Genomic DNA, 8,288 nt, shown 5'->3' with positions numbered 1-8,288 from the left:
TTGCAACCCGCCCCGACAGGGGGCAGAACCAGAACAGACTCTCCTTATAAACGAGGGCAAACAGGGGAGCAGGTCACGATAGATGCAATTTTTACTTTCCGAGAATATGCCGTAAGTCATCTGCACAAACTTGCGCAGTTGCTACCGCGGCCGGACTCCTGGCTTGCCATGCGGTGAAAATAGGAACTCGGCTTTCTGCTGGCGCCTGCTCTGGCTGAAATGACACTCGCCTATGTGCAACGCGGCTTCATCCACAACGAAGTGATGCAATCTTCCCCCTATGTGTAACTCTGATAAGGACGTGCATCCGCCGCATCTGAAGATCGGTATCAACCCTTCCATTCGCGCGACGAAATGCGGAGATTGAGGTTGAGAAGATCGATCGCACGGCGTGCAATGTGGTCAATCATCTCGGTCATCGAATTTGGCTTGTGATAAAACGCCGGCACCGGCGGGGCAATGATAGCGCCGATTTCCGTCGCCGCAGCCATCGTCCGTATCTGGCCAAGGTGCAGGGGCGTTTCCCGCACCATCAGCACCAGCCTGCGCCTTTCCTTGAGCTGGACGTCCGCCGCGCGGACCAGAAGATTGTCGGCTGCGCTCGCTGCGATCGCGGACAGGGTGCGGATCGAGCACGGGGCTACGATCATGCCCGCGGTGCGAAAGGACCCGCTGGCGATGCTCGCTCCGATGTCTTCATTCGGAAGATGGTGCGTTGCCATCGCAGTGACCGCTGACAGGGCATCTGGTCCCACTTCGTGCATCAGCGTTCGTTCGGCGCTCCGCGTGATCACCAGGTAGATGTCGCATTGGCCGGTTTCCGCCAGCAATTCGACGACCCGTATGCCGAGCGCCGCGCCCGAGGCGCCGCTAATGCCGACCACGACTCGCAAGCGGCTGCTCATCATGCACTCTCTCCGGATGTGCCGTTCGGTGGAAGGCCGAGCTGCTGCCAGAGCTTGTCCACGCGCGCGACGACGGCGCGGTCCATAGTGAGGATTCGTCCCCATTCTCGATCCGTTTCGGGATGGATTTTGGCGGTCGCATCGATGCCGAGCTTGCCGCCGAGGCCCGACTTTGGTGATGCAAAATCGAGATAGTCGATAGGCGTATCGGTTAGCATGACAAGATCGCGGGAGGGATCTGAGCGCGTGGCAACCGCCCACATCACGTCGGACCAGTTGCGCACATCGATGTCCGGATCGACGAGAATGAGGAATTTCGTATAGGTTAACTGTGGCAGCATCGACCACAGCGCAAGCATGACCCGCCGCGCCTGTCCCGGATAGCGCTTTGAAATGGACGCGACTGCGATCCGGTACGAGCACGCCTCGGGAGGGAGCCATAGATCTACGATCTCCGGAAATCGCTTCTTGATCAGCGGAACGAGGAGTTCATTGAAGACTTCGCCGATGCGCGAAGGTTCATCGGGCGGCCGTCCAGTGAAGGTGGAAAGATAGATCGGCTGTAGGCGCATGGTGATCGCGGAAACACGCATCACGGGAAAATTCTCGACGGCGTTGTAGTAGCCGGTGTGATCGCCGAATGGACCTTCCGGAGCTGTCTCGTGGGCGGAGACGGTACCTTCGATGACGATTTCGGCTTCCGCGGGAACCATCAGCGGCACGCTGACGCAGCGCGCGAGCGGAAGGCGTGCGCCGCGAAGGAGGCCGGCGAAGCGAAATTCCGAGAGCGTTTCGGGCAAGGGAAGAACCGCCGAAAGAATGGCTGCCGGGTCGGCGCCGATGGCGACTGCGACAGGCATGTCGAGTCCGCGGGCCTTCCACTGGTGATGATGGCGGGCGCCCCCGCGATGGGCGAGCCAACGCAGGATCGCACGGTCGCGGTCGATCACCTGCATTCTGTAAACGCCGACATTGATGTTGTTGCCGGTCTCATCAGGTGGTCCGGTGATCACCATCGGCCATGTAATGAGCGGTGCCGGTTCCTGGGGCCAGCAGATCTGTACCGGTAGCCGCGTGAGGTCGATCGAGTCCCCGCGCCATATAATGTCTTGTACGGGCGGGGTATCGACATGCCTGGGGCGCATCGCCATGACCCCGCGAGCGAGAGGCAGCTTTGCTATCGCGTCCGCGAAATCGCGCGGAGGACGTGGCTCGCTCAGTTCCGCAAGCGCTTCGCCGAGGTCTGGCAGGCGCTCAAGGTTGACGCCGAGACCCCAGGCGACGCGCTCTCGTGTGCCGAACAGATTCACGAGGACAGGCATCTCCGCCGCAGTGCCGTCTGCCTTGATTACCTCTTCGAACAGCAGAGCCGGGCCGTTTGCCTGCAGAACGCGCCGGTGAATTTCGGTCATCTCATGGACGACCGATATCTGCTCTCGGATTCTGACAAGCTGGCCGTCTTTCTCGAGACAAGAAATGAAGCTGCGCAGATTATTGAAAGGCGGACGATCGCGGCGCAGCACAGGCATGTTCTCCAGAATCCCAGAGTCAGTAAGCGTTTCCTTGACGTCTTTGCTGGAGGGTTGGGAGTTGCAGGCAGCCAGACGTTATGTTCGGCGAACGAGACAGCGGAGGTTGCGACCGTTCACGTGGCGGTTTGTGCATATGCGATCAATGCTTTTCCGTCATCTGGAGTGTAGAGGGAGCAGCGTCGGCCCATCGGCGATGCCGCTTGCCGGACGGAATGAGCTCGATCAAGGGGATCGCCATTGCGCTCGATACTCGGCGCAGCAGTATAATAGAGATGTTGCTTCTGCCACCCTCAAGCAATGCAACGTACCGTTCGGAAATACCGGATGTCTGGGCCAGCGTTTTGCGCGACAAGCCACGAAGACTGCGCGCGGTCAGGACGCGTTGACCGAGTTCCTCAAGAAAGATTGTGTCTGAGCGCTGGATCATGCGAGATCGTCATGGTGGAGCGAAAGAACCCGCTGTCTCCAAAATACGCACTGAAGATGCGCAGTTTTGGAAATGGCGGCAAGGGGATGCTGCACAGCCGACCCCTTACAACACGGCCATCATAAGCATGGATTCTTCGCGGCTTCTTTGTTCTCGAACAAAGAGTTAGTTCCGGTCAAATGCTATTGAGGCTTTAAAGGAAAGTCTCATGCCGGTATCCGGTTCGACCATATCCAGGGTACCGTCGGTACTTGCCTTTGCGGGGCGAGTCCTCCCGCTTATGCCATTGCAGCCGGTACTCGCAGCCTCGCTCTATGGAATCCAGAAGCGACATCCGCTGATTTTCGATCGTCTCGGCTCCCATGCCGCCAAACGCTATGGGCTCGATCCGACGGACTTGCCATTCGCCTTTGTGCTTGAGCCCAGGCCGATGAATCCAAGGGTCACTGCAACAAGGTCCCTCCCGCGATGGATTGACGTCAAGATTACGGGGCCGCTCGCTGCACTCATCGGCCTCGTGAACGGGGTCTGTGACGGGGACGCACTTTTTTTCTCGCGGGATATTCAGATCGAGGGCGATATGGAAGCGGCGGTCGCGTTACGCAATGCAATCGATGACGCCGGAATCAACATTGTCGCCGAATCCATCGCCTGGATGGGGCCGTTGTCGCCCGTCGTCGAGCGGCTTTTGCGGGGTATCATCGGTGACCCCTTTGGACAACAGCGCAGTTGCTCGGCATCGGAGGGTGGATCATGGAACTGATCTGCCCCGCTGGCACGCCTGCCGCCCTCAAGGCTGCTGTAGAGGCGGGGGCGGATGCAGTGTATTGCGGCTTCCGCGACGAGACGAACGCACGCAATTTTCCGGGCCTGAATTTCAGTCGCGATGAATTAACAGCGGGGATTGCCCGCGCCCACAAATGCGGCGTCAAGGTTCTGGTTGCCATCAACACATTTGCGCGGGCGGGAGCGCTCGATATCTGGAAACGAGCAGTGGACGATGCTGTTGAGGCGGGCGCCGATGCGCTGATCGTCGCCGACGTTGGCATTCTCGACTATGCGGCGCAACGTCATCCAGACCAGCGCCTCCATGTTTCGGTTCAGGCAGCGGCGGCCAATCCGGACGCGATCAATTTCTATGTAAAGGCGTTCGGCGTGCGCCGTGTGGTTCTGCCCCGTGTATTGAGTGTTGCCGAGATCGCGGCTATCGCCCAAGAAATCACCTGCGAGACCGAGGTCTTTGTCTTTGGCGGCCTTTGCGTCATGGAGGAGGGGCGTTGCTCACTCTCGTCTTACGCCACGGGAAAATCTCCGAACATGCATGGCGTCTGCTCGCCCGCAAGCGATGTCCACTATCTCAAGCAGGATGGACAGCTCATTTCGCGCCTTGGCGAATTCACGATCAACAAATTCTCTGCGAAGGAGCCTGCGGGATATCCAACGCTCTGTAAAGGCCGATTCCAGACCGCGTACGGCGCGGGCTATCTCTTTGAGGATCCGGTAAGTCTCGATGCAACCGCCATGCTGCTGGAATTGCGGAAAGCCCGCGTCACGGCGCTGAAAATCGAGGGGCGGCAACGCGGCCGCGCCTATATCGAACGCGTGGTTCGCTATTTTCGTCAAGCGCTTGCGGAGCAGGAAGGCGGTCTTCCCGCTCCGGCAGGCGGACTCGTCACTCTCACCGAGGGCCAGTCAACGACGACTGGAGCTTACCGTAAGGGCTGGCGATGATGTCATATGCGCGCGCGGCTCACGGCGTGTCCCGAATGAGGTCATTTCGATGCAGTTGACCATTGGGCCTGTGCTTTATAACTGGCAGCCTGCGCAGTGGCGTGACTTCTATTTTCGCGTTGCCGAAGAAGCTCCCGTCGATGTGGTTGTGGTCGGCGAAATCGTATGTTCGAAACGTTCGCCGTTCTTTACGGAACATATGCCTGCGGTAATCGAACGGCTCGTGGCTAGCGGCAAGCAGGTTATTCTCGGCTCTCTCGTTCTTGTGTCGCTGCGACGGGAGCGCCGACAGATGGCGGAACTTGCTGGAAGCACGGATTTTATAGTGGAAGCGAACGACCTGTCCTGCTTTGGATTGCTGGCGGATCGCCCTCATGCGATCGGTCCGTTCGTGAACATCTACAATGAGGCGACTGCAGCCTACTTCGCTGGTAGGGGGGCGCAAAGGATCTGCCTGCCCCCGGAATTGCCGATGGATTCAATCCGGACCATCGCCACTGCTTTGCCCGACGTCACGACAGAGGTCCTTGCTTTTGGACGGGTGCCCCTCGCGATTTCCGCACGCTGTTATCATGCCCGCCTTCACAGGCTATCGAAAGACAATTGCCGTTTCGTCTGCGAGAAAGATCCAGACGGGCTGCCTGTCACCACGCTCGACGGCGAAGCATTCCTTGCCATGAACGGAGTGCAGACCATGTCCCATGCATGCGTAAACTTGCTAGGCGAGGTGGAAGATTTTGCCGCAGCTGGAGTCGGTACGTTGCGTCTGTCACCGCAGCAATGTGATATGGTCGCTGTTGCCCGGATTTTCCGCGATGTGCTCGATGGCAATCGGGAATCTGAAGATGCGACCCGAGCACTGTCGCAGATTTATCCCGGTGTTCCATTTGCGAATGGCTTCGTTCATGGACAGCCAGGTGTGGCGTTTATTGCAGGCGCCAGAGAGACCGGTCTGGGAGTCGGCTGAGCGCAGGCGCTGCATTCGGTATCATGAGTCAGGCGACAAAGCATCGATGGGAAAAACAGTCATGGCGGAACGAGGCCGAACCTGTGAGACCCTTGGCCTGATTGCACGGCTACGGATTGTGCTGACACGCACGGATATGGACTGCGGCTGCCGCGAGGTCCTGAGCAGTGCGCTTGAGCGGTTTTCAGATCTTGAAGCACGCCGCCTTTCGAGACGATTACTGCTCTGTGCTTGCGATCACAAGGATCGCATCGCGGCCATTCTCGCGCTTCTCTCAGAACTCAACCAACTGACCGAGAACGAGACGGATCGCACCGTTTTCGAGGAAATGGCGCTGCTGTTTGACGAGATCGGCCGATCGGCTGTCGCTGGCGCGGCCGCCTTGCGTGACATCGATCCGCCGAAAGTGAACTGTCCACGCGATGAGTTGCCGTGTGCGGTCAGCATGATCCGGCGATAGTCGCTGATTTCAGACATCGCGGCTCCTCTTTACGTTGCGCTAACGCAATGTCCCGTGTCCATTCCCAGCCAGCATTTATATCTTTCGTGGTCACAGTCATTTGTATTCGCTTCTGGAAGCCCAGTATCGCGCGCCAATTCCTGACGCTGATGCACGCTGATCAATTTGAGTTCGGAACGCGCTGTCCTATGGGAACGCTTTAGAAGCTTCGTAAAGCCCACTTGTCGTTTTTCATCGCTGCACGCAAGGCCCTTCAAGTTTGATTTAGAGAGATTCCGAGTACGATGAGCTGGGCTACCAGAAAATTTTGATTTGCATCAAGTCGAAGAGCCGATTTTGGTGAAAGATGCGCCGCAGATATATCTTATAGGATTCTCTGACGGCGAGCCGAGAGTGGTTTGAGTGCGGGAATGAGCGTCAGCGACCACTTTGGTCTGGACTTATTCGTATGCTGAATTCGACCGTCCTAAAGCTTTCCGAGCGCGATCTTGGCCGATGCTCGCATTGTCAGGCGCGATCGCTCAGCTTATGCGCGGTACTCGATGCAGCTGAACTTCATAATCTGGAAAGGCTAGGTCAGGAGGTTCGCTTCGCACCGAAGGAAAGCTTGTTCTTGGAAGACGAGAACGCCACCAAGGTCTATAATCTTACGGATGGTGTAGCACGTTTATATAAACTGCTACCCGACGGACGGCGTCATATCGTGGGGTTTGCGTTGCCGGGAGATTTTTTGGGAACGACACTTTCCGATCGTTACAGCTTCTCGGTCGATGCAATTACGCCAATCATAGCCTGTCGATTTTCGAGGGAGACGTACTCCCGATTCTTGGAATCCAAACCGAACATGTTGCGCCGGCGTATCGAGTTCGAGTCGCGGGAGCTCGATCTGGCGCGGAACCAGATGCTTCTGCTCGGGAGTCATTCGGCGGAACAGAAGGTCGCGCTGTTTCTCATTGGCTGGCGTAATCGGCTTGCACGGCTCGGTGAAGTACCGAAGACGTTGCCGTTGCCGATGAAGCGCCGGGACATTGCGGATTTTCTTTGTTTGACGATTGAGACGGTAAGCCGCACGCTTACCCGGTTTGAACGAGAGCAAGTCATCATCAACGTTCCGAAGGGAGTTCGTGTTCTGAATTTGGCGCGCGCAGAAGCCTTGGCGTGGATGAGATGAACTCGTCCGGTGGCGTCAGAACTTTAAGAAGAAATTTCATTTTCTGAATCAACGCTGACTGCTTGCCGAGCAGTCGTGGCAGCATGGAATCGGCGGTTTGTCGTGGCTTGCAAAAGATATCGCCTGCGGGCATCTCTAAGGAGGCAAGATTCTTCGAGATGGCGCAAATGGCCCACAACTCTCGGAACTGGCGATGCGATTGACACATTTCTCGGACTACGCGCTTCGCGTACTGATGTACGCAGCCGCGCGTGGTGAAAACCTGATCACTATTGAGGAAACGGCCAAGCTGTACGGAATTTCCCGTGCGCATCTCATGAAGGTCGCAAACCAGCTCACTCGGGCCGGCTATTTGAAAGCCATTCGGGGGAGATCGGGTGGTCTTGCCTTGGCCAAGCGCCCCGATGCGATTAGTCTTGGCGATGTCCTTCGAGCCACTGAACCGGATTTTGCTTTGGTCGAATGTTTCACAGACGACAACCGATGCTTGATCACACCGCGCTGTCGGCTGAGGGGTGCTCTCAGGGAAGCGCTTGCTGCCTTCGTTGGAACCCTGGACAGCTATACGCTGGCCGATCTGATCCTTAGCCCCAAGGATTTCGGTATCTAACCTGCTGCCTGATCGATTCTTCTCCATTCAGGGGATGGCGCTTGCACAAGGCGTCAGCTCTTGTAAGATGCATTAATAATACATCTTTTATGTCAACCAGAGGATCGTCGGTAGGTTCGATGGACTCGCCGATCAGTGAGACGAAGGAAGTGTCTATGTCTGAAGATGTTCAAACATCCGAGAGGGTGATCAATGTGCGGGATATCGATCCACGTCATCGTCACAGGATCATCCTCCAGCTATTCGAACAACTCGGTCCGGATAGCAGTCTTCAATTGGTCGTGGATCATGACCCTAGGCCTTTGCGTTTTCAACTCGAAGCAAGATACGGCGCGCGCTGCCGATGGACCTACCTCGCACAAGGTCCCGATGTCTGGCGAATCCGGCTTCAGTTAGGCTAGGAATTCGGCAAAGAATCATTTTGTGGTCTGGCCGGAAAGCGCTTGGCGAAGTCTGGCAACATCGTCAGCGCTGGCATCCGATAC

The 8,288-nt window shown here is 57.1% G+C and carries 9 protein-coding genes and 1 pseudogene; 7 read left to right on the top strand and 3 right to left on the bottom strand.

Translation table 11 applies throughout. The annotated features are described in order from the left end of the window. Positions 1 to 329: 329 nt before the first annotated feature. From AC1Q6J_RS22960 to AC1Q6J_RS22950, 3 genes and pseudogenes are all read right to left on the bottom strand, one after another. On the bottom strand, positions 330 to 905 hold the full coding sequence (locus AC1Q6J_RS22960; RefSeq protein WP_492281454.1) for a UbiX family flavin prenyltransferase: 576 nt from the start codon (positions 903 to 905) through the stop codon (positions 330 to 332). Further along, a complete protein-coding gene (locus tag AC1Q6J_RS22955) occupies positions 905 to 2,428 on the bottom strand; it encodes a UbiD family decarboxylase (RefSeq protein WP_492281453.1) in 1,524 nt (507 codons plus the stop codon). The genes AC1Q6J_RS22960 and AC1Q6J_RS22955 overlap by 1 nt, the downstream gene beginning before the upstream one ends. A 214-nt stretch (positions 2,429 to 2,642) precedes the next feature. Next, positions 2,643 to 2,864: pseudogene (locus AC1Q6J_RS22950) on the bottom strand (helix-turn-helix domain-containing protein); the annotation flags it as partial. A 208-nt stretch (positions 2,865 to 3,072) separates the two neighbouring features. Between AC1Q6J_RS22950 and ubiT the strand changes: the two are divergent. The 7 genes from ubiT to AC1Q6J_RS22915 all read left to right on the top strand — a co-directional run bounded on the left by ubiT (position 3,073) and on the right by AC1Q6J_RS22915 (position 8,204). Next, a complete protein-coding gene (gene ubiT, locus AC1Q6J_RS22945) occupies positions 3,073 to 3,627 on the top strand; it encodes a ubiquinone anaerobic biosynthesis accessory factor UbiT (RefSeq protein WP_492281452.1) in 555 nt (184 codons plus the stop codon). Beyond that, the gene (gene ubiU, locus AC1Q6J_RS22940; protein ID WP_492281451.1) at positions 3,618 to 4,595 is read left to right on the top strand and encodes a ubiquinone anaerobic biosynthesis protein UbiU; all 978 of its coding nucleotides are present in this window, start codon (positions 3,618 to 3,620) and stop codon (positions 4,593 to 4,595) included. The genes ubiT and ubiU overlap by 10 nt, the downstream gene beginning before the upstream one ends. Positions 4,596 to 4,644: 49 nt before the next feature. Continuing rightward, positions 4,645 to 5,562 carry a ubiquinone anaerobic biosynthesis protein UbiV gene (ubiV, locus tag AC1Q6J_RS22935; RefSeq protein WP_492281450.1) on the top strand — a complete coding sequence of 306 codons (918 nt, stop codon included), beginning with the start codon at positions 4,645 to 4,647 and terminating at the stop codon, positions 5,560 to 5,562. Further along, a complete protein-coding gene (locus AC1Q6J_RS22930; protein ID WP_492281449.1) occupies positions 5,501 to 6,022 on the top strand; it encodes a hypothetical protein in 522 nt (173 codons plus the stop codon). Before ubiV ends, AC1Q6J_RS22930 begins: the two co-directional genes overlap by 62 nt. A 448-nt stretch (positions 6,023 to 6,470) precedes the next feature. Continuing rightward, positions 6,471 to 7,193: a Crp/Fnr family transcriptional regulator gene (locus AC1Q6J_RS22925; protein WP_492281448.1), complete on the top strand. Its 723-nt coding sequence runs from the start codon at positions 6,471 to 6,473 to the stop codon at positions 7,191 to 7,193. A 193-nt stretch (positions 7,194 to 7,386) separates the two neighbouring features. After that, positions 7,387 to 7,803, top strand: a complete 417-nt coding sequence (locus AC1Q6J_RS22920; protein WP_492281447.1) for an RrF2 family transcriptional regulator — start codon at positions 7,387 to 7,389, stop codon at positions 7,801 to 7,803. 89 nt (positions 7,804 to 7,892) lie between these two features. Beyond that, entirely contained in the window at positions 7,893 to 8,204 is a 312-nt protein-coding gene (locus tag AC1Q6J_RS22915; RefSeq protein ID WP_492281446.1) for a DUF2249 domain-containing protein, read from the top strand. Positions 8,205 to 8,288: the final 84 nt, after the last annotated feature.

This window comes from Afipia sp. MLSD5-FHT05B12 (assembly GCF_058793355.1).
This window is presented reverse-complemented; position numbering and strand designations above follow the sequence as displayed.

Bases quoted from the DNA above. Each gene is read 5' to 3' on its own strand.
- AC1Q6J_RS22960 (WP_492281454.1), bottom strand. From the start codon at position 905: ATGAGCAGCCGCTTGCGAGTCGTGGTCGGCATTAGCGGCGCCTCGGGC.
- ubiT (WP_492281452.1), top strand. From the start codon at position 3,073: ATGCCGGTATCCGGTTCGACCATATCCAGGGTACCGTCGGTACTTGCC.
- ubiU (WP_492281451.1), top strand. From the start codon at position 3,618: ATGGAACTGATCTGCCCCGCTGGCACGCCTGCCGCCCTCAAGGCTGCT.
- ubiV (WP_492281450.1), top strand. From the start codon at position 4,645: ATGCAGTTGACCATTGGGCCTGTGCTTTATAACTGGCAGCCTGCGCAG.
- AC1Q6J_RS22930 (WP_492281449.1), top strand. From the start codon at position 5,501: ATGGACAGCCAGGTGTGGCGTTTATTGCAGGCGCCAGAGAGACCGGTC.
- AC1Q6J_RS22925 (WP_492281448.1), top strand. From the start codon at position 6,471: ATGCTGAATTCGACCGTCCTAAAGCTTTCCGAGCGCGATCTTGGCCGA.
- AC1Q6J_RS22920 (WP_492281447.1), top strand. From the start codon at position 7,387: ATGCGATTGACACATTTCTCGGACTACGCGCTTCGCGTACTGATGTAC.
- AC1Q6J_RS22915 (WP_492281446.1), top strand. From the start codon at position 7,893: ATGTCAACCAGAGGATCGTCGGTAGGTTCGATGGACTCGCCGATCAGT.